Raw genomic sequence first — 24,402 nt, 5'->3', positions numbered from 1 at the left:
GGGCGTGTCTAGTTGACTCGTTGGTAGGGGTGGGGTTCGATTTTCGAGACCGAGGGTTAAGCCAGGCGCGGGTTGTGCGGGCTTGGTTTTCCACGGCTGGAGGCCGGGGCAGCGGGATGTCGTGATGTAGCTATCAATGTCGTGTGCAGGTGTACCGGTGTTGCGACGCTTAGCCTGTGCGGACCCGGCCCCAGCCCTCTCCCCGGAGGGGAGAGGGGGGGTTGGTGCGGTTCTGCCTGCAGATGGTTCTGAGGTTGTTCTATTTCGGACGTTTTCGCCTAAACAGCAGGGTTCTGCTTGGTGCGTGCGGATGGGGCACGCGTTACCTCACCCGATCCGGTTGGTAGCCGAGGTCTTCCTTGGCGAAGTCGTCGACGCTGATGACCTTGCGTCTGGCGGCTTCCGCTTCAGTCAGTTGCTGGGCTTCGGCACCGTCTAGCACGCCGGCGGCGACGGCGGCATCAATCGGGTTTTCTCCGGCGATGGGCTTCACGTCGCCGCTCTTGATTGCCTTGTGCAGCTTTTTCTGCAGCGGTTGCGCAGCGACCAGTGCATCGTAGGCGTCACGCAGGGCGACCAGCGCTTGGTCGCCGCGCGCCGGCCGGTACACGCCGTCGAGGATCTGTTCGAGGGCTGGATCGCCTTCGGGACGACCCAGGATAGCTGCCACTTCAGCGTCCAGTTCGTCGGACGGCCCCTTGTGCCGCGCGCCGAATGGGAAGACCAATACCTGCAGCACAACGCCCAGCAGGCGGTTCGGGAAATTGGCGAGCGTGTCGGCGAGCGCCTGTTCGGCCTTGTTCAGGCAGTCTTCGAGTGCCCAGCGCAACAGCGGCGCCTGGTCCGCCGGGTGGCCGAGGTCGTGATAGCGCTTGAGCGCGGCCGACGCCAGGTACAGATGGCTCAACACGTCCCCGAGGCGGGCGGAAAGCCGCTCGCGTCGCTTCAGTTCGCCGCCGAGGAGCATCATCGAGAGGTCGGCCAGCATGGCGAAGGCGGCGGCGATACGGTCCAGGGCGCGGAAGTAGGGGCGGGTCAGGTCGTTGCCGGGCGCCTTGCCGAGCAGGCCGAAGGTCAGGCCCAGCACCAGGGTGCTGGCGGTGTTGCTGACAGCGAAACCGATATGTTGCATGAGCAGCTTGTCGAACTTCACGACGGCTGCATCGCGATCGGGTTCATGCACCAGTTCCATTTCTCGCAGCACGAACGGATGGCAGCGAATGGCGCCCTGGCCGAAGATCATCAGGTTGCGCGACAGAATGTTCGCGCCCTCCACCGTGATTGAAATCGGCGCTGACAGCCAGAGCCGGCCGAGGTAATTGTTCGGCCCCATGATGATGCCCTTGCCCGCATGGATATCCATCGCGTCGGTGACGCAGGCACGGCCACGTTCGGTCAGGTGGTACTTGAGGATGGCGGAGAGGACCGAGGGCTTCTCGCCCAGGTCGACGGCATTGGCGGTGAGGATACGGGCGCTGTCCATCAGCCAGGCGTTGCCGCCGATCCGCGCCAGCGGCTCCTGAATACCCTCGAAGGCGGCCAGTGGCACGTTGAACTGTTCGCGGATGCTGGCGTAGCGGCCAGTGACATAACTGCAGGTCTTGGCAGCGCTGACGCCCGTCGCCGGCAGCGAAATCGAGCGCCCGACCGACAGGCAGTTCATCAGCATCATCCAGCCTTTGCCGATCATGTCACGGCCGCCGATGATGGCTTCCAGCGGCACGAATACGTCCTTGCCCCAGTTGGGGCCGTTCATGAATGCCGCACCGAGCGGCAGGTGCCGACGGCCGATCTCCACGCCCGCGGTGTCGGTGGGGATGAGCGCCAGGCTGATGCCGAGTTCTTCCTCGTCGCCCAAGAGGTGGTCCGGGTCGTAGGTCTTGAAGGCGACGCCCAGTAGCGTGGCCACCGGGCCAAGGGTGATGTAGCGCTTTTCCCAGTTCAGACGCAGGCCGAGCACTTCCTCGCCTTGCCATTGCCCCTTGCAGATGACGCCCGTGTCGTTCATGGCCCCGGCGTCGGAGCCAGCATAAGGCCCGGTCAGGGCGAAGCAGGGAATGTCCGTGCCATTGGCCAGGCGCGGCAGGTAGTGGTTGCGTTGGTCTTCGGTGCCGTAGTGCATCAGCAATTCGGCCGGGCCCAGCGAGTTGGGCACCATGACGGTTGTCGCCAGGTCGCCGCTACGGGTCGCGAGCTTCATTACGATCTGCGAATGCGCATAGGCGGAAAAGCCCTTGCCGCCGTATTCCTTCGGGATGATCAGCGCGAAGAAGCCCTCGGCCTTGATGTAGTCCCAGGCCTCCTGCGGCAGATCCAGGCGCTGGCCGATCTCCCAGTCGCTGACCATGGCGCAGAGCGTTTCGGTCGGGCCTTCGAGAAACGCCTGTTCCTCTTCGGTCAGCTTCGCCGTGGGGTAGGCCAGGAGCACGTCCCAGTCGGGCTTGCCGCTGAACAGCTGGCCGTCCCACCAGACGGTCCCGGCATCGATGGCATCGCGCTCGGTGTCGGAGATGGGCGGTAGCACCTTCTTGAACCAGTCGAACATCGGTGCGCTGAAGTGCTTGATGCGCAGATCCGGAAGCAGGAGCGGCACGGCGACCGCCGCGAATATCAGCCACAGGATGACCATCAGCCAGGCCGGCGTCTCGTACGCGGCGCCCATCAGCGAAAGGTAGGCGGCGACCATGATCAGCGCCGGGACAGGCGACACCCGCAAGTGAGCGATCATGGCGATGCCAATGAGTAATACGAGCAGCCAGAGCAGGGTCATGAAGGTTTCCTTGTTGAGCGAGTGGCGTCCTGTTTGAGCATAGGCACTGGGCTCAAGACGGTGAAGGGACCGTTTGACGCGATTGGTATCAGTTAATGACCGGAACGGTGAGGGGGAGTTCTGGAGGGGCAGTTTTGGGGGAGGGCTGACCTCGGGCGGAAGCTTTGAACGGTGCGGTTGTAATTGTCTCGTGCTGCCCTTATGTACGGTGAATCCCTCAGCGTTGCGTGCATTCTCATATGACTACTGCTCTGTCCATTCGGCAGTTGACCAAGGTTTACGGAAACGGCTTCCAGGCCCTCAAGGGCATCAACCTCGACGTGGCCGAAGGCGACTTCTTTGCGTTGCTCGGGCCCAACGGGGCGGGCAAATCCACCACCATCGGCATCCTCTCGACTCTGGTGAACAAGACCAGCGGCACGGTCAACGTGTTCGGCCATGATCTGGATCGCGACCCCAGCGGCCTCAAACGCTGCCTGGGCGTGGTGCCGCAGGAATTCAACTTCAACCAGTTCGAGAAGGCGTTCGACATCCTGGTCACCCAGGCCGGCTACTACGGCATCCCGGCGAAAGTCGCCAAGGAGCGTGCCGAGCAATACCTCAACCAGCTGGGCCTCTGGGACAAGCGCGATGTCTCGTCGCGCATGCTGTCCGGCGGCATGAAGCGACGCCTGATGATTGCGCGAGCGCTGATCCACCGGCCGCGTTTGCTGATCCTCGACGAACCCACTGCGGGGGTCGATATCGAACTGCGCCGCTCGATGTGGTCCTTCCTGACCGAGCTCAACCGGGAAGGCATCACCATAATCCTGACCACGCATTACCTGGAAGAGGCCGAACAGCTCTGCCGCAACATCGGCATCATCGACCACGGCCAGATCGTCAAGAACACCAGCATGCGTGAGCTGCTAAAGCAGCTGCACGTCGAGACCTTCCTGCTCGACCTCAAGGAATCGCAGCTCGTGCCCCCGGAACTCGGGCCGTATCCCGCGCGTCTGGTCGACCACCACACGCTGGAAGTGCAGGTCGAGAAGAGCCAGGGCGTGACCGAGCTGTTCCGCATGCTCTCGGCGCAGGGCATCGAGGTGCTGAGCCTGCGCAACAAGACCAACCGGCTGGAGGAGCTGTTCGTGTCGATGGTGGAAAACAACCTGCCCAAGGTGGCCCAATGAACGCAGAATTCCGCCCGAACCTGGTGGCATTGCAGACCATCGTCCACCGCGAAATCCGCCGCTACACCCGCATCTGGCCACAGACGCTCCTGCCCCCGGCGATCACGATGGTGTTGTACTTCGTGATCTTCGGCAATCTCATCGGTGAGCGCATCGGTGAGATGGACGGCTTTACCTACATGCAGTACATCGTGCCGGGCCTGATCATGATGTCGGTGATCACCAACTCGTACAGCAATGTGGTGTCGAGCTTCTTCAGCAGCAAATTTCAGCGCTCGATCGAGGAGCTGCTGGTCTCGCCCGTCTCGCCACACGTGATCCTCATCGGCTTCGCGCTGGGCGGCATAACCCGAGGCCTGGCGGTCGCGGTGATCGTTACCCTGCTGTCGATGTTCTTCACCGATCTTCAAGTGCATCACCTCGGCGTGACGCTGCTCGTCATCACCCTGACCTCGACGATCTTCGCGTTGGGCGGTTTCATCAATGCGGTGTTCGCACGCAATTTCGACGACATCTCGATCATCCCGACCTTCGTGCTCACGCCTCTGACCTACCTGGGTGGGGTGTTCTACTCGATCCACCTGCTGTCGCCGTTCTGGCAGACGCTGTCGCTGGCCAATCCGATCCTGCACATGGTCAATGCGTTCCGCTACGGCATCCTTGGCGTGTCGGACATCCGCATCGGCATCGCCATTACCTTCATGCTGATCGCCGCCGTGCTGTTGTACCTCTGGTCGATCCGGCTGTTGACCAGCGGGCGCGGGATGCGCCAGTAAGGCCGTATCGGGTTGCGATGATAAAAGCCCCGCAACCCGATACACTGTCGGCCGTTTTTCGTACAGGTTTCCGCCATGCAGCATCCCGCCGAACATTCGCCGCTGGGCAAGACGAGTGCCTACGTCGCGACCTACAGCCCCGAGCAGCTGTTTCCCATCCCCCGCGCGCCGAAGTGGGCGGAGCTGGGGCTGACGGCCGAGACGCTGCCGTATCGCGGCGTCGATATCTGGAACTGCTATGAGCTGTCGTGGCTGCTGCCGTCCGGCAAACCGGTGGTGGCGATCGGCGAGTTCAGCATCCCGGCCGACTCGCCGAACATCATCGAATCGAAGTCATTCAAGCTCTATCTGAATTCGCTGAACCAGTCCCGCTTCGACAGTCGCGAAGCGCTGGCGGAGGTGATGACGCGTGACCTGTCCGCGGCGGCGGGCAAACCGGTTGGCGTCAGGCTGAGGACGCTGGAGGAGGTGGCTGCACAGGGCATCGCGCTGCCGGAGGGAGTTTGCATCGACGCGTTGGACGTGGCGATCGACAATTACGACGCACCGTGCGCCGCCCTGCTGCGCTGCGAGCCGGACCGCGAGGTGGAGGAGTGCCTGTACAGCCATCTCCTCAAATCCAACTGCCCGGTGACGGGGCAGCCCGACTGGGGCACCGTGGTCATCGATTATCAGGGTGCCGCACTGGATCATTCGAGCCTGTTGGCCTATCTGGTGAGCTTTCGCCAGCATGCCGATTTCCATGAGCAATGCGTCGAGCGCATCTTTCTCGATCTTCAGCGCTTGCTGAAGCCGCAACGCCTGAGCGTCCATGCCCGTTACGTGCGCCGCGGCGGGTTGGATATCAATCCCTACCGCAGCACCGAGAACCTGCCCATCGACAATGGACGCCTCGTCCGGCAATAGCCTTCCGGCTGCGGAAGGTCAGGCAGAGCCATCGCCCGGCCTTCCGCGTTTCCTCGAGCTGCTCTAAATCCCCATGTTCGCCAGGGTCTGCATGATGTTGCGCAGCGTCATGGCGGTGTTGGGGTGGCTGACCTCGAAGCGCTCGACCGCGAGGTTCACGCCGTCGACGAGCGAGTCGTTCTGATCGACCATCTCCTGGTTGGCCAGGCGTAACTCGATATCACGCGCAATCAGTTGCAGCTCCGCGCGTTCTTCTTCAGTCAGCGGCGTGTCCTGCGCCAGTTGACTGCGCAACTCGAGCAGTTGCGACTGCAGGTCATGTTCGGACATCTTGCTTCCCTCTGTGGTTGGTGCGACTTCTCAAGGCCGGTGCTCATGTGAAGCCTAAACCAGCAAACCGGACCTGTCTGTTTCGATAGGTTGCGCCCGAGCGAGTTCGTTTCGCTGTTTGCAGCATGTTGCGGGCGTGACTGACGGCTGACTGAAGTCGTCGGAAAGGCCTTATACTGCTGCGCTTTCATGGGCAGCTGCCACGCGAACAAGAGGATGCAGCGATGCGATCGATCGGCAAGGATTGGTTCGGATATTTCAAGGTCACGCTGGTCGCGGCGCTGACCATGCTGGGAGCGACCTCGTCGCTGGCGGCCGAAGAGGATCCCTGGGAAGGGGTGAACCGCGTGGTCTTCCGCTTCAACGACACCGTCGACACCTATACGCTCAAGCCGTTGGCGCAGGGCTATCAGAAGGTCACACCGGACTTTCTCGAAACGGGCATCGGCAACGTGTTCAGCAACCTTGGCGACGTGGTGGTGCTGACCAACGACCTGTTGCAGGGCAAGGTCCGCGATGCCGGGATCGATACAAGCCGGATTCTCTTCAACACCACCTTTGGCGTGCTGGGGTTCTTCGACGTGGCGACCCGCATGGGCCTGCAGAAGAATGACGAGGACTTCGGCCAGACCCTTGGCGCCTGGGGCCTGGGCAGTGGTCCTTATGTAGTGCTGCCACTGCTGGGGCCGAGCACGGTGCGTGACGCCGCGGGTCGTGTGCCGGACGCATTCCTGCAGCCTTACCCGCATATGGATCACATTCCGACCCGCAATATCACGCGTGCGGTCGATGTGGTGGATACGCGAGCCGACCTACTTTCGGCCGAGCGGATGATCACGGGTGATCGCTACATCTTCATTCGTAACGCCTACCTGCAGAATCGCGAGTTCCGAGTGCAGGATGGCCAGGTCGAAGACGACTTCTAAGGCGTGGCGATAACAGCCTGAAACAAAAAACGGGAGCGCTTGAGGCGCTCCCGTTTTGTTTTCCGCGGGCTTCGCTCAGTTCATCGAAAGGATGCTCAGCCCCAGGCTCTGACGGCCGTCGCCATGGGTGCCGACGCGCACCACTTCGGTTTGCGCGTCCAGCCCCTTCAGTTCGGCGTGTTCGGATGGGATCTGCACCCTTACCTGGTCGCCCATGCTCAGCTGAGTAGCTGCCAGAACCTGCATGCCGGTGCTGGAAAGGTCTTGGCAGATGGCCTCGAAGGTCTGGCCGGCGTGAGTCAGGGTCACGGCCGTCTCGATCTGCATGCGGATGAAGTCTCGTTTCTCGCTGTAGTCCCGGTCGCGCTGGGTCATGGTTTCGTCCTTTCGTTGCTATGGCCCCCGGGCCCTTATAACGCCCGTCAATCATGGCTGTAAAGCGATGGACCGAGCGCCTGCCTCTGGCTTGAAACGCATGTCGTATGGGAGTACCGTCTGCGCCTTGAAAAGATCCCATGCCCAGCGCCCGCGCGGGGCCGATGCTCTCGCCACATCCTGGCGATACCGCCTGGTAGGACCATGCAGAACCCAAGCGCGACGCTGCTGATCATTGATGACGACGACGTAGTGCGAGCCAGCCTGGCTGCCTATCTGGACGACAGCGGATTCAGGGTTCTGCAGGCGCCCAACGGGCCGCGCGGCATGGAGCTGTTCGATGCCGAGCATCCGGATCTGATCATCTGCGACCTGCGCATGCCGCAGATGGACGGTCTGGAGCTGATCCGTCTCGTGACCGAACGCCAGGCCGACCTGCCGGTGATTGTCGTTTCCGGTGCCGGCGTGATGAGCGATGCGGTCGAGGCGCTGCGCCTTGGGGCTGCGGATTACCTGATCAAACCCCTGGAAGATCTGGCGATGCTCGAGCACTCGGTGCGACGGGCGCTGGATCGTTCGCGCTTGCGGCTGGAGAACCGCCGCTACCGCGAACAGCTCGAAACGGCCAACCGCGACCTGCAGGCCAGCCTGCATCTCCTGCAGGAGGACCAGGACGCGGGCCGCCAGGTGCAGATGAACATGCTGCCGGACACGCCCTGCAGCATCGACGATTTCCAGTTTTCACACCTGATCATCCCCTCGCTCTACCTCTCCGGCGACTTCGTCGATTACTTCCGCGTCGATGAACACCGCATCGGCTTCTACCTGGCAGATGTGTCCGGCCACGGCGCCTCGTCCGCGTTCGTGACCGTGTTGTTGAAGTTCATGACCACGCGTTTGCTCTACGAGTCGCGGCGCGGCGGTGTGCTTCGCGAATTCAAGCCGTCCGAGGTGCTCGACCACATCAACCGCGGCCTGATCAACTGCAAGCTCGGCAAGCACGTGACCATGCTCGGCGGCGTGATCGATCAGGAGCGCAACCTGCTGCACTACAGCATCGGGGGGCACCTGCCGATGCCGGTCCTCTATACCGAAGGGCAGGCGCGTTACCTAGAAGGCCGTGGTCTCCCCGTGGGCCTGTTCGCCGAAGCGACATACGACAATTACGAGATTGAATTGCCGGCGTCCTTCAGCCTGACGCTGTTGTCCGATGGCATTCTGGACCTTTTGCCCGGCGAGACGCTCAAAGAGAAGGAGGCGGGACTGCCCGAGCTCGTAGCCAATGCCGGCGGCACCCTTGAGGGGCTGCGCCGCGTGTTCGGCCTGGCCGGCCTGGACGATATGCCGGATGACATCGCATTGCTGGTATTGAGCAGGAACCTTGCATGAGCACTGGTACGATCCAGTTCGCGGAGCAGGATGGGACCTTTGTCCTGAAGTTCGTCGGCGAGATTCGTTTGACGCTCTGTTCGGCGCTGGACGCGACGATCGAAAAGATCTTCTCGTCGCTCAATTTCTCCGCCATCGTGATCGATCTCACCGAAAGCCGCAGCATCGACAGCACCACCCTGGGCCTGCTGGCCAAGCTGTCCATTCTTTCGCGGCAGAAGATCGGCATGCTGCCAACCCTGGTGACGACGCATGAGGACATCACCCGGCTGCTTCAGTCCATGGGCTTCGACCAGGTGTTCAACATTGTCGATCAGCCTTTGCCGACGCCTGACCAGCTGGCCGACCTGCCGAGTCAGGACCAGTCCGAGGACGTGGTGAAGAGCAAGGTGCTGGAGGCCCATCGCATCCTGATGAGCCTCAACGAATCCAATCGCGAGGCCTTTCGCGACCTCGTGACGGCGCTGGAACGTTCCTGATTACAGCTTGGTTGGCAGCAGGGCTTCCAGCTTCTCCTGATCCCGCGCGAACTGACGAATCCCCTCGGCGAGTTTTTCGGTCGCCATGGCGTCCTCGTTCAGGCCCCAGCGGAAGCCGACTTCGTCCATGGCGATACGCGGCTCGGACGCACGGCCTGGCTCGAGTGCGCGCTCCAGCGAGCCCTGCATGTCAGCCAGCTGCCCCAGCAGTTCCGGGCTGATGGTCAGACGATCGCATCCGGCCAGTGCCTCGATCTGGCCAACGTTGCGGAAGCTCGCACCCATCACCACCGTCTTGAAGTCGTTGCCCTTGTAGTAATCGTAGATCCGGCTGACGGACTGCACGCCCGGGTCCTCGGCGCCCACGTAGTCGCGGCCCTCGTGCTTCTTGTACCAGTCATAGATGCGGCCAACGAAGGGCGAGATGAGAAACACGCCGGCATCGGCGCAGGCCACGGCCTGGGTGAAGGAAAAGAGCAACGTGAGGTTGGTCTGGATGCCGGATTTCTCCAGTTGTTCGGCGGCGCGGATACCCTCCCAGGTGGAGGCAAGCTTGATCAGAACGCGATCACGCGACACGCCAGCCTTCTCGTAGAGCCCGATCAGGCGTTCGCCGCGCTGCACCATCGCCTTGGCATCGAAGGACAGGCGCGCATCGACTTCGGTAGAAATCCGCCCCGGAATCAGCTTGAGCACTTCCTGGCCGACGGCAACGGCAAACAGGTCGCAACCCAGACCGATATCGCCCTTGCACTGGGACATCGCTGCCTGCAGGTGCTCGGCGTAGCGCGGCAGGCTCGCCGCCTTGAGTAGCAGGGAAGGATTGGTGGTGGCGTCCACCGGTTTCAAGCGGGCAATGGCGTCAAGATCGCCGGTGTCGGCGACGACGGTGGTGAACTGCTTGAGTTGTTCCAGCTTGGAAGTCATGGGGCGCTCTATCCTCTGAGTTGGCGTTTCGACAGGGCCGGCCTGGCGCATGGCAGCCGGCCGAACCGGGTGTCGCGGGCTGCGGACAGCACTTGGATTGAAAAAGGGACGGCGTGTTCCTCGGTTCAGTGACCTTCCAGCATGCCGATGGCCTGGTCAAGCAAGGCCAGCGGATTCTCGGTCTTGTGCACGTCCACCGATAGCAGCTGGCGGAAGCGCCGCGCCCCGTGAAATCCCTGTGCCAGGCCCAGCACATGGCGGGTGATGTGATGCATCGCCCCGCCGGCTTCGAGATGGCGCTGGATATAGGGCCGCATGCGCTGCAAGGCTTCGGCGCGGGTGATCATAGGCGCGTCGCTGCCGAACAGCCGCGCATCCACGTGGGCCAGGAGATAGGGATTGTGGTACGCCTCGCGCCCGAGCATCACGCCGTCGAAATGCTGCAGGTGCGCCTCGCAGGCGTCGAGCGACTTGATGCCACCGTTGAGGATGATCTCCAGGTCCGGGAAGTCATTCTTCAACTGCTGCACGACCTCGTAGCGAAGCGGGGGAATCTCGCGGTTTTCCTTTGGTGAAAGCCCCTCGAGGATGGCGATACGTGCATGCACCGTGAAGCTGCGGCAGCCGGCATCTCTGACCTGGCCAACGAAATCGCAGAGTTCGGCGTAGCTGTCGCGGCCATTGATGCCGATCCGGTGCTTGATGGTCACTTCGATGCCGACTGCGTCCTGCATCGCCTTGATGCAATCGGCGACCAATGCCGGATGCGCCATCAGGCAGGCACCGATCATGTTGTTCTGCACCCGGTCGCTGGGGCAGCCGACGTTGAGATTGACCTCGTCGTAGCCCGCCGTTTCGGCCATCTTCGCGCAAATCGCGAGCTCGCCCGGCACGCTGCCGCCGAGCTGCAGCGCCAGCGGATGCTCGGCCTCGTCATGGCGCAGAAACCGCTCGGTATCGCCATTGATCAGCGCGCCGGTGGTGACCATCTCGGTATACAGCAGCGCATGGCGCGACAGCTGGCGCAGAAAGAACCGACAGTGGCGGTCCGTCCAATCCATCATCGGCGCGACGGAGAAGCGGCGGGAGGGGCGAGTGGTGACTTGGGTGTGGTCGCGAAGAAGCATGCGGTGTTCCGGCTGATTAGCTGAAGCCTGTTGCTGTCAGGGTTCGATCGGTGATCCGATCGGCTGCCGATCGTTGGCAGCACGGCTGGCGGAGCCGCGTTGGATCTTTCCGCCGGCAGAAGCGCAGGGCTATGCAGAGAAGGGCAGCAGTTTATCAGCAGCTCAGCCAGATGGTCAGGTCAGATGAGGACAGCGGTGGCCGTATGGCCGGGTCGTCAGCGTGCCGACCCGGCCGGCGTGGCTACGGCATGTCCGGGTCAGGAATGCGCCGCAACACATCGTCATAACGTCCAAGGTCCAGGTACGCCGTGACCTCGGTGGCCTTGCCGTTGCGCATCTGGAAAATCCAGGCGTAGCTGTTGGAGTAGGGTTGGCCGTCTTTCGCGACGCCAGCGCCATCCCACTGAATGACGACATGATCGCCATCAGCCCAGACCTGTTTGCTGACGGGCCGGACCGGTGTCTGCAGGCGCGAGGCGAATGGCCGAATGGCGTGCTCGACGAAGTTGTCGAGGCCTCGGTATTCACCGGCGCTGGGGCCAGAACCCTTGATTGTCCAGACCATATCCGGCGCGAGCATGTCGCGGAAGAACGTGTTCCCGCCCGCGGCCCAGGCGTCGAACGCTTCGGTGACGATTCGCTTGTTGCGCGTCTCCACGTCATCCTGGGTGTCGGCGTTCGTCGGAATGGACAGCAGCGCGGTGCTGAATGCCAGCACGGTCGCCAGGCCGGATGAGCGGATGTAAGTAGAGGTTGAGGTGTACATGCTGAGCTCCTTTTGGAAGTCGTCGGAAATTGCCTCACAGCCTTCAAATCGGAAACTGTGGGGACGAGCTTGCCTGTTGGGTGGGGCTTGGCTGTAACCGGATCCTCCGTGCTCCTTGCTCGATTCTCTCGCGTCGTGTGCCGGGCGCGTTGTCGAGCGAACTCGGAACCAGCAGGCTTCACGCATGAGTTGGCCGCGGCTTGAAGCCCTCTCGGTGGCGTCAATCGGTTTTCGCGCGCCCCGACGCGCGCAATTCGACGAGATTTGGCATGCGCTGCCGAATGAGTTCGGCGAACAGCCGCAGCTTGGCCGGGTAACTGCGTGCGTAGGGGTGGATCAGGTAGACCGGCAAGGGAGCGGCCTGCCACTGTGGGATCAACTGGACGAGACGCCCTTCATCGATGTCTCGGGCGACGATCCAGGCGGAACTGACGCACGCGCCGAGCCCCGCCAGTGCCGCGCTGCGCAGCGCGTAGAGGCTGTCGGTGCTCATGCGTGGCTGGATACCGAAGCGGTGCTCGCGCCCGTCCGCCTGGCAGATCAACACGACCTCATTGGTGTAGTAGGTGCGTAGTGCCAGCCAGGGCAAGCGCTGCAGCTCGGCCGTGGTGCTGGGAAACGGGGCGTCGCCCAGCACGGCTGGCGCCGCCACCACGATTCGCGGCACCTCGCCGAGGCGAATGGCGACCACCGACGGGTCGTCGATGACACCGACCTGAATCGCGCAGTCGATGCCTTCGGCTTTGAAATCCGGGCTGCGATCATGCAATACCCATTCGACATTGACGTTGGGATAGCGGCGCAGATAGTCGCTCAACGGCGCAATCAACTGGTCCTGGCCGAAGGCATGTGGGGCCTGGACCCGCAGGGTGCCGCGTGGATCATCGCGTGCGCCGAGCAACTCGGCTTCCATTTCCGCCCAGCGTTCGAGCAGTTGCACGGCGTACGCGTAGCAGCGTTCACCATCGCCGGTGAGTTGCATCCGGTGTGTCGAGCGGGCGAGCAGCTGCAGGCCAAGCGAGCGCTCCAATGCCTGCAGTCGTCGGCTGATGGTTGGCTGTGTGGTGCCGATCTGCGAGGCGGCGACGGAGAGGCTGCCCGTATCGACGATACGGACGAAAGTCCGAAGCAGCTCGATGCGATCCAAGCCGGTTACCAGGAGGTCTTTCATACGTTTCACGCATAACTGATCTGTAAACGAGGCTACTACAGCGAGCGGTGATGCGCGAAGAGAATGGCGGCACGTTTCAACGCCAATGGATCTCTGTCATGACTTCAGCTCAGCTTGTCCCCTCGCTCGATCAAGGCTCAGCGGCACCCTCGCGTGGGTTGATTCTTCTGCTGGCTACGGGCGCCGGCCTCAGCGTGGCGACCCTGTACTACAGCCAGCCCATTCTTGGTGTGCTTGGTGCGGACATCCAGGCGGGTGAGCGCGCCGTCGGCATGGTGCCCATGCTCACGCAGCTGGGTTACGCCCTGGGCATCCTGCTGTTGGCGCCGCTGGGCGATCGATACGACCGGCGCCGGATCATCCTGACCAAGTCCCTGTTGCTCATTCTGGCTCTGTGCGTCAGCAGTCTCGCCCCGGGTATCGCCACCTTGCTCGTGGCGAGCCTGGCGATCGGTCTGACCGCGACCATGGCGCAGGACATCGTGCCGGCCGCGGCCACGGTAGCGCCCGAGGCGCAACGTGGAAAGATCGTCGGCACTGTCATGACCGGACTGCTCCTGGGCATCCTGCTGTCCCGCGTAATGAGTGGGCTGATTGCGGACCAGTTCGGCTGGCGAGCGGTGTACGGGCTGGCGGCCGTTTCGATTGCGCTCATCGGGCTTGGCGCCTGGCGCGGCTTGCCGCGCTTCGCTCCCACCACCGCCTTGTCCTACGGCGACTTGCTTGGCTCGATGCTGAAGCTTTGGGCGCGCTATCCAGCCTTGCGTCGTGCGGCACTCTCACAAGGGCTGTTATCGGTGGGTTTCAGTGCGTTCTGGTCCACCCTGGCGGTGATGCTGCATTCAAGCTTCGGTCTGGGCAGCGCTGCCGCCGGTGCGTTCGGCCTGGCCGGAGCCGCGGGTGCGCTGGCGGCGCCTCTGGCGGGACGGTTGGCTGACCGCAGCGGGCCGGAGCGCGTGACCCGCCTCGGTGCCGGGCTGATTGCTGTCTGCTTTGCCATGCTGGGGCTGGCGGTCGCTGTTCCGCCACAGTGGCAGCTGGGCCTCATCGTGGTGGCTGCAATCGGGTTCGATTTCGGTATCCAGGCGACGCTGGTGGCTCACCAGACCATTGTCTATGGCATCGACCCACCCGCACGCAGCCGTTTGAATGCGGTGCTGTTCACGGGCGTGTTCGTTGGCATGGCAGCGGGCGCCGGACTCGGCAGCATCGCCTTCGCGCAGTGGAGCTGGATGGGTGTGGTGGGGCTGGCGACTTTGGCAGCCACCACGGCGCTGGGTGTGCGGCTGGCCCGCGGCGGCAGGCCCTGACTGATCCGGATGGACAGCGATGTGCTGGCCATCCGCGGCCCGGGGCGCTGAGACGGTGCCCCGGGCGCTTGCCTGATGGCTATTCAGAGGCTTATCGAAACGCCGGCCTGCAAAGTGCGCGGGGCGCCGGGGTAGGCCCAGATATTGCCCCAGGCGCGTTCGTCGTACTGCTCATCGAACAGGTTGTTGAGGTTCAGGTTGAGGCGCACGCGTTCGGTGAGTGGATAGTAGGCCAGCAGGTCGACAGTGGTGTAGGCGTCCATGTCGAAGGCGGAATTCGAGCTGCTGCCGCGGCGATCACCGACGTACTTCACGCCGACGCCCAGGCCGAGCCCAGCCAGCGCGCCGTCGGTGAACTCATAGGTGTCGAGCAGGTTCAGGCTGTGGCGTGGCACGTTGGCCAGGCGAGTACCGACCGGCATGCTGGCTGTCGTGCTGTCGGTGACTTGCGCATCGACATAGGCATAGCCGCCGATCACGCGCCACTGCGGGGTGATGTTGCCAGCCACGCTGATGTCGAAGCCGCGGCTGCGCACTTCGCCGGCAGCCACCTGGTAGTTGCTGTCCTGCGGATCGGTGGTCAGCACGTTCTCCTTGGTGATGTGGAACAGGGCGGCGGTGACGCTCATGTCGTGCTCCGGCAGCTCGTACTTGATGCCGATTTCATGGGCGATCCCTTGTTCGGGGTCGAACGCCTGGCTGGAACGGTCCGCGCCACGGTTGGGCTTGAACGAGCGCGAGGTGTTGGCATACACGGCCAGCGCTTCGGTCAGGTCGTAGATCAACCCTACGCGCGGCGACACGGCGTTGTGCGACTGCTCCCAGCTGCCGGCGACGGAGAGCTTGTTGACGTAGCGTTGCTCGAAGCGCTCCAGGCGAGCACCGACCTGCGCGGTGAGGCGTTCGGTCAGGGCGATCTGGTCCTGCAGGTAGAGGGCGTAGGTCTTCAGGTCTTCCGCGTCGTGGGTGGTAGTGCGGGTCAGCTCGGGCAGGGCCTGGCCGTAGGCCGGGGTGTAAAGGTCGATCGGGAAGGCGTCGAGCGCACCGCTGGAGCGACGGATCAGCGAGTTGTAATTGAAATCGTCGAACTCCAGACCGAGCAGCAGGGTGTGCGCCAGCCCCGCCGTGTCGAAATGGCCCTCGAGGTTGGCCTGAGCCATGAAGTCGTTCCAGTTCAGCCAGCGCTCGCTGTAGTTGCGACCGATGGTGCGGCCGTCTGCGGCGATGCCGTTGCTCTCCACCGCACCGCCGTCGATGCTGCCGTCGAGGTACTGCACACCGCCGCGTAGCGCCCAGTCTGGGCTGAGCTGGTGCTCCACGCGCAGCTGGGTTGTGGCGTTCTGGTTGGTCAGTTTGCCGGCGCTTTCCTCACCGAGAAAGCGGTCGCGCGGCAATTCGCCGGCTTGCGTGGCGTAGCGGGTGACGCCGCGGTCCATGGGGTGACGGTTGTGCAGATAGTCGCCTTCAAGAATTACGGCGGTGTCGTCGCTGAGCTGCCAGTGCAGCACCGGCGCGATGTTGTAGCGCTCGCTTTCGACGTGATCGCGGAAACTGTCGGCACCCTCGGCCACGAGGTTCAGGCGATAGGTGAAGGTAGCCTCGTCGTCCAATGGCCCAGTGGTATCGAGCGTGCCGCGGCGCAGGCCCTCGGTATCGACCTGGCTGCCCAGTACGGTACGTCGCTGCACCTGCGGCTGCTTGCTGACGATGTTGAAGGTTCCGCCCGGGTCACCGCGGCCATAGAGCATCGACGCCGGACCGCGCAGGACTTCGATGCGCTCCAGCGTGCTGGCGTCGGGCATGTTCGGGTAGCCGCGGTTGACCGCGAAGCCATTGCGGTAGAACTCCTGGGTGCTGAAGCCTCGTACCAGGAATTCGGTCAGACCCTGACCGCCAAAATTGTTGCCGCGCTCGACACCTCCGGCGTAGTCCAGCGCATCTTCCAGGCGGGTGGCGCCAATGTCCTGCACGACCTGCGCGGGTACGACGCTGATCGATTGAGGCGTCTCGTGGATGGGGGTATCGGTACGTGTGGCGCTGGCGGAGCGGGTTGCACGATAACCGTCGACCGGGCCGTCGGCGCGTTCGGCCGATGCGGTCACTTCCATTTCATCAAGCGCCAGTGGGCTTTGTTGCGCTTCGTCGGCCAGGGCCGTGGTTTGGCAGAGCAGGGTGGGAACCGCGAGCATCGGGAACAGAAGGCGCCGCATCGTACGATCCTTGGAAACGGTGGGGGCGCGCATCCTAGAGTTATTGCGATTTATTATCAACTGAGATCGTATCGCATAACCCTGACCTCTCGGCGGCCCGGGCGGATATCGCTATATTGTGCGCACCGTTTCCAGAACCAGAGAGGGCCGAATGAATACACCGATCGAAGTCACCGAGGCGTCCATTGCCGATCTGCGCGATGCGTTGGAGGCGGGGCGGGTTACGGCGGTCGAACTGGTTCAGGCCTATCTCGCGCGAATCGACGCTTACGATGGCCTCGACACGCCGACCGCACTCAACGCCGTGGTGGTCCGCAATCCCGAGGCGCTAGAGGAAGCGCGCCAGTCCGACGCGCGCCGTGCACGCGGCGAAACGCTCGGTCCGCTCGACGGCATCCCCTACACGGCCAAGGACAGCTACCTGGTCAAGGGCCTCACAGCGGCCTCCGGCAGCCCGGCCTTCGCCAAGCTCGTCGCCTACCGTGACGCCTTTACCATCGAGCGTCTGCGCGCGGCAGGCGCGATCTGCCTGGGCAAGACCAACATGCCGCCGATGGCCAACGGCGGGATGCAGCGTGGCGTCTACGGTCGCGCGGAGAGCCCCTACAACGGTGACTACCTGCCGGCACCCTTTGCCTCCGGCTCCTCCAATGGGGCCGGTACCGCGACCGCGGCCAGCTTCGCCGCCTTCGGCCTGGCCGAGGAAACCTGGTCCAGCGGCCGCGGGCCGGCCTCGAACAGCGGCCTGTGTGCCTACACGCCGTCACGCGGGATCATCTCGGTGCGCGGCAACTGGCCGCTGACGCCGACCATGGATGTGGTCGTCCCGTTCACCCGCACCATGGCCGATCTGCTCGAAGTGCTCGACATCATCGTCGCCGAGGACCCGGACACCCGTGGCGATCTGTGGCGCATGCAGCCCTGGGTGCCGTTGCCAAGTGTTACTTCGGTGCGCCCGGCGTCTTACCTCGACTTGCTGTCGGGCGTTGGTGCGTTGGCCGGCAAGCGCTTTGGCGTGCCGAAGATGTACATCAATGCCGACCCCGAGGCCGGTACCAGCGAGAATCCCGGGATCGGCGGGCCCACCGGGCAGCGCATCCATACACGACCGTCGGTGATCGCGCTGTGGGTCGCTGCCCGCCGTGCGCTCGAAGCTGCAGGTGCCGAGGTGGTGGAAGTGGATTTCCCGCTGGTCTCCAATTGCGAAGGGGATCGCCCGGGCGCACCGACAGTGTTCAACCGCGGGCTGGTCTCCAAGGAATTTCTCCATCATGAGCTCTGGGACCTGACCGCCTGGGCCTTCGACGATTTCCTGCAGGCCAATGGCGACCCCGCGTTGAACCGTCTGGTGGATGTGGACGGTCCGCAGATCTTCCCGCACGACCCCGGCACCTTGCCGAACCGCGAGGGCGACCTGGCGGCCGGGATGGATGAATACGTACGCATGGCCCAGCGCGGCATCACGCCCTGGGACAACATCGAGACGCTACCCGACGGTCTGCGCGGCCTGGAGCAGACACGTCGGCTCGATCTGGAGCAGTGGATGGATCGACTTAGGCTTGATGCGGTGATCTTCCCGACGGTCGCCGATGTGGCGCCCGCCGACGCGGACGTCAATCCCGAGTCGGCGGACATCGCCTGGAGCAACGGCGTCTGGGTCGCCAATGGCAATCTCGCGATCCGGCACCTGGGCGTGCCCACGGTCACCGTGCCGATGGGCCTCATGGCCGATATCGGCATGCCGGTCGGGCTGACGTTCGCTGGCCGCGCCTACGACGATTCCTCACTGCTGCGCTTGGCCGCTGCCTACGAGTCGATGGGTAGCAAACGCCAGGTACCACCTCGTACGCCGCCGCTGTCAGACGCAGCCTGTGCCAGGCCGACGAGCTGAGTGGCTGGCCGTCGGGGAGTCGGCGGTGACCAGCGCGCCGTCCAGCGTTCGCGGAACCGCTGCGGCTCCTGATCTCTGGCTGGCTGCTCAGGCTGTTGGCTTTTCCTTTTCGTCGCGCGGCTTGGGGCGGCCGGTGAGGAGGGTGTTCGGGTTCGAGTAGTCCGTGGTCCGGGCCGCTCTGTCGCGGTCGTGATTGCGATAATCGAGCAGCGCGCCCGCGCCGATCATGCCCAGGCTGAGCACGGCGCACAGCGCGATTTGGTAGAGGTTCATGAGTGTGGCTCACGTGAAAAGGAGCGTTTATCCAACGCGTTATTCACGCAGGTTTCCATTGGCCGTTGGTGCAATGGCATTAAATGCCGGTCTCACCATGGCATAGCAAAGGCAGCGCACCGCGTCCGCTTGCAGGCACGGTGCGCGGTGGCTCGGCCGTCAGGCCTGGCGTTGTTCGGCGAGGGGCAGGGCGTGTGGTGCGGCCAGACGCGCCTGAAGGGTTTGAACGAAGGCGCGGGCTTCGGATTCACTGCGGAAAGTGACCTTCCTTCGATCCATGCGTACCTCCCACAGGCTTCCTTCAAGGGGCGTCAGCGGTCGAACCTGGATGTCCATGATTGCCTCCGTTCAGCAGGTAAACGTCAGCGAACGCTAGGATTCCTCCACTGCACTGTCAATTGCTGGAATGCCGCACCCGGTTACCGTTTATTACGCCAGGGCTCGCGTGTCATCTGGCGCGTCTGGCCTTCGCGCCTTGTTACGCACGGTTCAGAACAAAGTGGCTGGCACGGGGTCCGCTGGAAGCCGTTGCGATGTCGACGCTTGGCGTGACGCCGCAGGGGGCGTTAGGGTTCGCTAGCCAGGGCGCTAGGCCAGAACAATAAAGGGCGTTCGTCGCCAGCCAGATGAAGGAACCACAGATGTTCAAGAGGACACTCGTCGGAGCGATAGCCATTGCCTCCGGCTCCGCAGCGGCGCAATCCACCGATGCGCTGGTGCTCGATCCCCTCCTGGTGACGTCGCCGAGAAGCGAGAGCGACTGGTTCACGCTGCCGATGGCCGTCAGCGCCAGGGCAACCGAGGATCAGCCCGGCGAGCAGCTGTTGACTCTGGACAGCTTTCTCGCCCCGATTCCCGGTACCGTTTCCCAGAGCCGTTACAACCTGGCGCAAGGCATGCGGCTGTCGATCCGTGGCTTCGGCGCGCGCTCCAGCTTCGGCGTGCGTGGTGTGCGGGTGCTGGTCGATGGCGTACCGCTGACCATGCCCGACGGGCAGACGGAAATGGATGGGCTGGATGCCTCGCTGGTCGAGCGCGTCGAGGTGATCCGGGGGCCGGCTTCGACCATTCATGGCAATGCCGCCGGTGGTGTGCTGTCCATCGAGACCCGTCAGCCGAGCGCGACGCCACGCACGCAAGTGGAACTCACAGGCGGCGAACTGGGTTATCGCCGGGCGCGTGCGGAAACCAGCGGCACTGTGGGTGCCTTGGGTGGATTGCTGGCGGTGAGCAGTACCCGGCTCGAGGGGTATCGCCCACAAGGCGTGGCGGAAACCAACAACCTCACCGGCAAGGTGCGCTGGCAGGGCGAAACCGGAACCTTGAGCGCGACGCTCCATGCGATCGACAACCGTGCCGAAGACCCGGGCGCGCTGACGCTCGCGCAGGTCCGCGAGGACCGTTCCCAGGCGCGTCCTCAGAGCCTTCAGTTCGATTCGGATGAATGGATCCGCCAGCAGCGCCTGTCACTGGCCTGGGAGGGGCAGGCGGCCGGCGATGACAGCTACCAGGTACGCGGCTATTACGGCCGCCGCGAATTTGGCAACCGCTTGCCGCTGCAGTCCAACGGGCAGACGAGTTATGACCGCTGGTTTGCCGGCATCGGTCTGCAACGCACCTTTCGCCAGGCGTGGGCGGGCTTGCCCAATGAGCTGACGGTCGGCCTGGATCTGGAAAGCCAGCGCGACGAGCGCAGTCGGCACGACAATCTTGACGGCGGAATGACCGGAGCGCTCACCCAGCGTCAACGGGAGTCGGCGGATAGCCGCGGTGTCTTTGCGGAAAATCAGCTGGCGTTTGCCGAGGGCTGGTTGCTGACCACCGGGTTGCGCTACGACAGCGTTCGACTGGATGCCAAGGACCGCTTCCTCGACGACGGGGATGCCTCCGGTGGGCGCACGCTGGATGACTGGAATTACAGCCTCGGCCTGAGCCGGCAACTGGATGAGCACCACGTGCTCTACGGGCGCTACGCCACGTCGTTCGAGACGCCGACCATCAACGAGTTGGCCAACCCGGCCGGTGGTGGCTTCAATCCCTCCCTCGGGCCGGCGCGCGCAGCCAATCGCGAGATCGGCCTGAAGGGGGAGTGGCCCGGGTTGCGCTACGAGGCCGTGATCTACAGCATGCGCATCGAAGACGAACTGGTGCCGGTGGTGGACGGGCGCACCTTCTATACCAATGCCGGTCGTAGCAGCCGCGATGGCGTGGAACTGAGTGCGCAATGGTTGTTCGGTCAGTATTGGCAACTGACGGGTGCCTGGAGCTACAACGACTATCGCTTCGATCGTTTCGACGCCTACGACGGCAATCGCATCGCCGGCATTCCGCGACAGAGCCTGTTCACCGAAGTAGGCTTCGACCGCGAGGCCTGGTACGCGCGGCTGAACCTGAACGTCCATGATCACCAGTACGCCGACAACGCCAACGAAAACCGCGTCGCCGGGTATGCGGTAGCCAATGCAAGGCTGGGTTGGCGGGTGTCCATGGGTGGGCAGCGCTGGGAACCCTACGTCGGCGTCGACAACCTGTTCGACCGTGACTACTACGACAACCTGCGAATCAACGACAACTTCGGCCGTTACTATGAGCCCGCCCCAGGGCGGACGCTCTACGCGGGCGTCAAGCTCACATTCGAATGAACGCTAAAAAAAGGCCCGCCATCGACGGGCCAAGCGAGCATCACGCGCAGGAGCGGGCGCGAAAGGGATGAACCTTGAGCGTCACGCTTGCCTCTTGGCAAACGCGGACAGATTCAGGCAACTGGCCGAAAAACCAGGCCAGCAGGGCCTTTGGCAATCCAAGGATGGACGTGTCGCTTGTTGTTTTACTTGAAGTGCTCGGCTCGTGGCCGTGCCGAGCTCAGCAAATCGGCCGGCACCTGTCTGCGCTGGTTAGCCACTGTAATCAAGCAAACCCGGCGAACTGGCCGTAACCATGGCTGGGCGATTAGGGACGTAACTGTTCAATTAGCGCCCACCTTGTTTGTCGCTCGATATGAGCCGGACGCGGCGGCGCCTCCGGCCTCCGGCCGCTCTGGCAAGCCGTGCGGCCAGCAGGACGGGCCATTCTCGACTAGATTGTGGGATGTGGTCTCGCCACCCGTTCCAAGGCAGCTGTCGGGTTGCCGTTTCTTCATCCTGTTGAAGTACAGCCATGATCATCGCGCCGCCTCATCCTGACGAAGCCTTGCGGCAATTCACCCTCGATTGCCTGAACCTGCTCGACACGGCGGCCGACGAGTACCTCGACACCCTGGTCCGGGTGGCGCGCAGTGCGTTCGGCGTGGAGACGGTGCTGATCAGCCTGATCGACCGCGACCGGCAGTGGTTCAAGGCCCGTACCGGCATGCCCCTGAGCGAGACCTCTCGCGATATCGCGTTTTGCAGCCACACCATCCTGCAGCGGCACTCGCTGGTGGTGCCCGATACGCTCGATGACCCCCGATTTCTGTCGAATCCGCTGGTGACCGCGCCGCCCTACATCCGCCTCTATGCCGGCCATCCGATCCGCGTGAATGGTTTTCCGATTGGCACGCTGTGCCTGCTGCATCCCGAACCCAGGCAGTTGAGCGACGCCGAGCGCAGCATGCTTGTCGATCTGGCCTCGTTGGCCGAGTGGCATGTGCTGCATCGCGTACAGAGCACGCACATTCGCACGCTGTATCAGACGCTCGATGCCGAACGCCACCGGGCGATGACCGATCCGCTGACTCAGGCCTGGAATCGCCAGGGTTTGGAGTATTTCGGCCAGGCGCTGGAAAAGGCGGCACTGGCGAACGACACCAAGGTTGGCGTGCTCTACGGCGATCTCGATCACTTCAAGTCAGTCAATGACCGCCATGGCCATGCCGTCGGCGATCAGGCGATCGTCCAGACGGCGCGCCGGCTGAAGGCCACCCTGCGTGCCGACGACATCCTGGTGCGGTTGGGCGGTGAAGAGTTCCTGATACTGGTGCTGGTCAATCAGCGCGAGGAGTTGGCTCAGCTCGCCAGGCGTGCGCGACAGGCGATCGTGGAAACGCCCCTATTGTGTGCAGGCGTCTCCCTGAGCATGACCATCAGCCTGGGCGTAACGCTCAAAATGCGGGATGAGACGCTGGCTCAGGCCATCCATCGTGCCGACAGCGCCCTCTACCGAGCCAAGGCCAATGGCCGCAACTGTATCGAGCTGGGCTGAAGGTAATGGGCGATGGGTATGGCCGGTCATTTCCGATAGCACCTTTTCATGGACGAGCCCCGGTTGTGCACTGGCAGGCAACCGGTTGTCTACCTGTTATCCATGCCGGCTAACTGCCTGGCAGGTCGTGGCTACGCTCAGAAGAACGCATGAGATTGCCGGGAGATGCCAATGTCGAACGCTCGCACCGACGAACTCCTATCCAATTTGAGCAACGATCCCGCGTCCGCACTGGCTCGTCTGGATGCCAGCCAGCTTTCGGTCGGCGAGATGCTGTCCGAAGCGTTGCGGTCGGTGAAGTCGCATTTGCGCATGGAGGTGGCGTTCATCAGCCAGTTCCGCGAAGGCCAACGGGTGTTCCGCTACATCGAAGGGCAGATTCGCGCGCTTCCGCTCAAGCCGGGCGATTCCGGTCCACTGGCGGACAGCTATTGTCAGCGCGTGGTCGACGGTCGTTTACCGTCGCTGATTCGCGATGCGACCGAGCTGCGTGAGGCGCTGTCGTTGCCGATCACGCGGGAGCTGCCCGTCGGTGCTCACCTCAGCGTGCCAATCCGCTTCAGCGATGGCACCCTCTACGGCACCTTTTGCTGTTTCAGCACCGAGCCTGACGACACGCTGCGTGACTACGATGTCAACACCCTCCATCTGTTCGCGCGGTTCGCGGGCCGGCTACTGGAGCGCCATGCCGCCAGCGAGAAGGTGTTCGAGGAGCGGCTGACCCGTATCTCGCATGTGCTGACCGAGCGGGCCTACCACACCCTGTACCAGCCGATCGTCCATCTGATCGATCAGCGCATCGTAGGGTACGAGGCATTGGCGCGCTTTCATCCCGAACCCTATCGCGCCCCGGATCGCTGGTTCGACGAGGCGGGCGCGGTCGGATTGCGCTCGGTGCTGGAGATCGCTGTGCTGGAAGAGGCACTGCGGGGCCTGCAACGCATCGAAGCGGATGTCTATCTGTCGCTGAATGCCTGCCCGGCGGCGATCCTGGACGGCAGCGTGGTCAAGCTGTTGTCCCGTTACCCGCTCGAACGGCTGATGCTCGAAGTCACCGAACACTGCTCCATTGAGGACTACGCTGTGATCGCCTCGACCTTGGAGCCGCTGCGCAGACGCGGCCTGCGCCTGGCCGTGGACGATGCCGGCGCGGGCTACGCCAGCTTTCGACATATCCTCAAGCTGCGACCGGATGTGATCAAGCTGGACCGCAGCCTGATCACCAATATCGACTCCGATACCCATTCTCGCGCCCTGGCAGCAGCCCTGATCCGGTTCGCCGAAGAGACGGGGTGCCGAATCATCGCCGAAGGCGTCGAGACAGACGACGAACTGGCCGCGCTGCGCCAGCTCAATGTCGTCAAGGCCCAGGGCTACCTGCTGGGACGGCCGCAGCGTCTGGGCGAGTAGGGCGCATGGGCTAAG

Annotated in this window: 21 protein-coding genes; 11 read left to right on the top strand and 10 right to left on the bottom strand. The window is 63.4% G+C overall.

Annotated features, from left to right (window positions below):
* Positions 1-322: 322 nt before the first annotated feature.
* Positions 323-2,770 (bottom strand): acyl-CoA dehydrogenase, encoded by a 2,448-nt coding sequence (locus MST27_RS03535; protein ID WP_243604641.1) that lies wholly within the window; start codon positions 2,768-2,770, stop codon positions 323-325.
* 239 nt (positions 2,771-3,009) lie between these two features.
* Here MST27_RS03535 and MST27_RS03530 point away from each other — a divergent pair, with 239 nt between their 5' ends.
* The 3 genes from MST27_RS03530 (at position 3,010) to queF (ending at position 5,624) form a co-directional block, all read left to right on the top strand.
* Entirely contained in the window at positions 3,010-3,942 is a 933-nt protein-coding gene (locus MST27_RS03530) for an ABC transporter ATP-binding protein (protein WP_243604640.1), read from the top strand.
* Positions 3,939-4,718 (top strand): ABC transporter permease, encoded by a 780-nt coding sequence (locus MST27_RS03525; RefSeq protein WP_243604639.1) that lies wholly within the window; start codon positions 3,939-3,941, stop codon positions 4,716-4,718. The genes MST27_RS03530 and MST27_RS03525 overlap by 4 nt, the downstream gene beginning before the upstream one ends.
* 75 nt (positions 4,719-4,793) lie before the next feature.
* On the top strand, positions 4,794-5,624 hold the full coding sequence (queF, locus tag MST27_RS03520; RefSeq protein ID WP_243604638.1) for an NADPH-dependent 7-cyano-7-deazaguanine reductase QueF: 831 nt from the start codon (positions 4,794-4,796) through the stop codon (positions 5,622-5,624).
* A 63-nt stretch (positions 5,625-5,687) separates the two neighbouring features.
* Here queF and MST27_RS03515 read toward each other — a convergent pair whose 3' ends face one another.
* Complete coding sequence (locus tag MST27_RS03515; protein ID WP_243604637.1) at positions 5,688-5,954, bottom strand: DUF4404 family protein; 267 nt, start codon at positions 5,952-5,954, stop codon at positions 5,688-5,690.
* A gap of 224 nt (positions 5,955-6,178) precedes the next feature.
* Between MST27_RS03515 and MST27_RS03510 the strand changes: the two genes are divergently transcribed.
* On the top strand, positions 6,179-6,880 hold the full coding sequence (locus MST27_RS03510; RefSeq protein ID WP_420864215.1) for an MlaA family lipoprotein: 702 nt from the start codon (positions 6,179-6,181) through the stop codon (positions 6,878-6,880).
* Positions 6,881-6,955: 75 nt separating this feature from the next.
* Here the strand turns inward: MST27_RS03510 and MST27_RS03505 are convergent, their stop codons facing one another.
* A complete protein-coding gene (locus MST27_RS03505) occupies positions 6,956-7,255 on the bottom strand; it encodes a PilZ domain-containing protein (RefSeq protein WP_243604636.1) in 300 nt (99 codons plus the stop codon).
* A 204-nt stretch (positions 7,256-7,459) separates the two neighbouring features.
* Between MST27_RS03505 and rssB the strand changes: the two genes are divergently transcribed.
* Positions 7,460-8,644, top strand: coding sequence for a two-component system response regulator RssB (gene rssB, locus MST27_RS03500; RefSeq protein WP_243604635.1), 1,185 nt, complete (start codon positions 7,460-7,462; stop codon positions 8,642-8,644).
* Positions 8,641-9,123 carry an anti-sigma factor antagonist RssC gene (gene rssC, locus MST27_RS03495; RefSeq protein ID WP_243604634.1) on the top strand — a complete coding sequence of 161 codons (483 nt, stop codon included), beginning with the start codon at positions 8,641-8,643 and terminating at the stop codon, positions 9,121-9,123. The genes rssB and rssC overlap by 4 nt, the downstream gene beginning before the upstream one ends.
* On the opposite strand, the gene tal is transcribed toward rssC, so the two are convergent.
* The 4 genes from tal to MST27_RS03475 all read right to left on the bottom strand — a co-directional run bounded on the left by tal (position 9,124) and on the right by MST27_RS03475 (position 13,114).
* On the bottom strand, positions 9,124-10,050 hold the full coding sequence (gene tal / locus MST27_RS03490) for a transaldolase (RefSeq protein WP_243604633.1): 927 nt from the start codon (positions 10,048-10,050) through the stop codon (positions 9,124-9,126).
* A 125-nt stretch (positions 10,051-10,175) separates the two neighbouring features.
* Positions 10,176-11,177, bottom strand: coding sequence for a tRNA dihydrouridine(20/20a) synthase DusA (gene dusA / locus MST27_RS03485; protein ID WP_243604632.1), 1,002 nt, complete (start codon positions 11,175-11,177; stop codon positions 10,176-10,178).
* Between the two features lie 241 nt (positions 11,178-11,418).
* The gene (locus tag MST27_RS03480; RefSeq protein ID WP_243604631.1) at positions 11,419-11,943 is read right to left on the bottom strand and encodes a nuclear transport factor 2 family protein; all 525 of its coding nucleotides are present in this window, start codon (positions 11,941-11,943) and stop codon (positions 11,419-11,421) included.
* 220 nt (positions 11,944-12,163) lie between these two features.
* A complete protein-coding gene (locus MST27_RS03475) occupies positions 12,164-13,114 on the bottom strand; it encodes a LysR family transcriptional regulator (RefSeq protein ID WP_243604630.1) in 951 nt (316 codons plus the stop codon).
* Between the two features lie 98 nt (positions 13,115-13,212).
* Here MST27_RS03475 and MST27_RS03470 point away from each other — a divergent pair, with 98 nt between their 5' ends.
* Positions 13,213-14,424 carry an MFS transporter gene (locus MST27_RS03470; protein WP_243604629.1) on the top strand — a complete coding sequence of 404 codons (1,212 nt, stop codon included), beginning with the start codon at positions 13,213-13,215 and terminating at the stop codon, positions 14,422-14,424.
* An 83-nt stretch (positions 14,425-14,507) separates the two neighbouring features.
* Here the strand turns inward: MST27_RS03470 and MST27_RS03465 are convergent, their stop codons facing one another.
* Entirely contained in the window at positions 14,508-16,634 is a 2,127-nt protein-coding gene (locus MST27_RS03465) for a TonB-dependent siderophore receptor (protein WP_243604628.1), read from the bottom strand.
* A 151-nt stretch (positions 16,635-16,785) separates the two neighbouring features.
* Between MST27_RS03465 and MST27_RS03460 the strand changes: the two genes are divergently transcribed.
* The gene (locus MST27_RS03460; RefSeq protein ID WP_243604627.1) at positions 16,786-18,525 is read left to right on the top strand and encodes an amidase; all 1,740 of its coding nucleotides are present in this window, start codon (positions 16,786-16,788) and stop codon (positions 18,523-18,525) included.
* Positions 18,526-18,612: 87 nt separating this feature from the next.
* Here the strand turns inward: MST27_RS03460 and MST27_RS03455 are convergent, their stop codons facing one another.
* The gene (locus tag MST27_RS03455; RefSeq protein WP_243604626.1) at positions 18,613-18,798 is read right to left on the bottom strand and encodes a hypothetical protein; all 186 of its coding nucleotides are present in this window, start codon (positions 18,796-18,798) and stop codon (positions 18,613-18,615) included.
* A 159-nt stretch (positions 18,799-18,957) separates the two neighbouring features.
* Entirely contained in the window at positions 18,958-19,134 is a 177-nt protein-coding gene (locus MST27_RS03450) for a hypothetical protein (protein ID WP_243604625.1), read from the bottom strand.
* Positions 19,135-19,439: 305 nt separating this feature from the next.
* Between MST27_RS03450 and MST27_RS03445 the strand changes: the two genes are divergently transcribed.
* The 3 genes from MST27_RS03445 to MST27_RS03435 all read left to right on the top strand — a co-directional run bounded on the left by MST27_RS03445 (position 19,440) and on the right by MST27_RS03435 (position 24,387).
* A complete protein-coding gene (locus tag MST27_RS03445; protein ID WP_243604624.1) occupies positions 19,440-21,440 on the top strand; it encodes a TonB-dependent receptor family protein in 2,001 nt (666 codons plus the stop codon).
* Between the two features lie 514 nt (positions 21,441-21,954).
* Positions 21,955-22,977 (top strand): GGDEF domain-containing protein, encoded by a 1,023-nt coding sequence (locus MST27_RS03440; RefSeq protein WP_243604623.1) that lies wholly within the window; start codon positions 21,955-21,957, stop codon positions 22,975-22,977.
* A gap of 171 nt (positions 22,978-23,148) precedes the next feature.
* The gene (locus MST27_RS03435; RefSeq protein ID WP_243604622.1) at positions 23,149-24,387 is read left to right on the top strand and encodes a sensor domain-containing phosphodiesterase; all 1,239 of its coding nucleotides are present in this window, start codon (positions 23,149-23,151) and stop codon (positions 24,385-24,387) included.
* The last annotated feature ends 15 nt before the right edge of the window (positions 24,388-24,402 follow it).

The organism is Stutzerimonas marianensis (genome assembly GCF_022810315.1).
Lineage (GTDB): Bacteria > Pseudomonadota > Gammaproteobacteria > Pseudomonadales > Pseudomonadaceae > Stutzerimonas > Stutzerimonas marianensis.
The sequence above is the reverse complement of the archived record's forward strand: the minus strand, read 5'-3'. Positions and strand labels throughout refer to the sequence as shown.